Genomic DNA, 581 nt, shown 5'->3' on the forward strand with positions numbered 1-581 from the left:
ACGAGCACTTGCGGCTGGCCAATACACCCACAAGGCGATTCATTCAAGCCCTCGCGAAAACTAAGTCGCAGCTCAGCAACGCGTGAATGACAGCCAATGAGTTGAGGGCGCGCGGGTTGCGCCGCTAACCCCCGCATCTCGCACAGTGCTGCCACCCCAACAACCCAGGGCCCTTACCACAGGGCTCCTGGAAACGAAGAGGCCGCGCGAATCGCGGTCCGCGCCGTGGCCGGCTGACGGAGAAGCGCAAATTCGCGAGCACTCGACCGAGCGGCCGCTGACGCCGATGGTGGCCCCTGTCCAACCCGGCCTGACCCCACCGAAGGGGTGCAGGACCGACCCTTCAACTCATCGATAGGAACTGACATGACCACTCAGAGCCCCACCCCGACCGTTCCCGCCCAGCAGTCGGCTTCGGTCGACGTGCCGCCCACGGCCTCGCAGCCGTCCCCCGCGGCGCAGTCGGACACGACGCTGCGGACCCTGGTGATCGGCCTACTGGTCTCGGTGCTCGCCCTGACCGGTGGGGCCGCGTTCTACATCTCCCTGGAGCACCCTTCGGTGGCTCCAGCCCTACAGGC

Annotated in this window: 1 protein-coding gene; it reads left to right on the plus strand. The window is 66.6% G+C overall.

The features are described from left to right. Positions 1-366: 366 nt before the first annotated feature. A partial coding sequence (locus GJV82_RS19240) for a hypothetical protein (protein ID WP_225873510.1) occupies positions 367-581 on the plus strand: 215 nt, incomplete at its 3' end.

It is taken from the genome of Cellulosimicrobium composti (genome assembly GCF_009711085.1).
Classification (GTDB): domain Bacteria; phylum Actinomycetota; class Actinomycetes; order Actinomycetales; family Cellulomonadaceae; genus Cellulosimicrobium; species Cellulosimicrobium composti.